The organism is Pseudomonas sp. RIT623 (genome assembly GCF_004519305.1).
Lineage (GTDB): Bacteria > Pseudomonadota > Gammaproteobacteria > Pseudomonadales > Pseudomonadaceae > Aquipseudomonas.
In genome coordinates this window covers 1-237 of the sequence record NZ_SOZA01000101.1, presented here as the reverse complement: position 1 = coordinate 237, position 237 = coordinate 1, and the positions used below count along the sequence as shown (strand labels likewise).

2 tRNA genes are annotated in these 237 nt (G+C 56.1%); both read right to left on the bottom strand.

What is annotated here, in order from left to right:
• Nucleotides 1-24: 24 nt before the first annotated feature.
• A tRNA-Ala gene (locus E3U47_RS24830) sits at nt 25-100 on the bottom strand.
• Between the two features lie 24 nt (nt 101-124).
• Nucleotides 125-201 (bottom strand) — tRNA-Ile (locus E3U47_RS24825).
• Nucleotides 202-237: the final 36 nt, after the last annotated feature.

Sequence of the window (237 nt, the reverse complement as noted above, 5' to 3'; positions counted from 1 at the left end):
GCAGTGCTGCGAAACCTGAAAGAGTGGTGGAGCCAAGCGGGATCGAACCGCTGACCTCCTGCGTGCAAGGCAGGCGCTCTCCCAGCTGAGCTATGGCCCCATTTGACCAGCCGCACCAAGTAATTGGTAGGTCTGGGCAGATTTGAACTGCCGACCTCACCCTTATCAGGGGTGCGCTCTAACCAACTGAGCTACAGACCTATAACAGGGTCGCGTTACAGCATCGTCTTTACACAA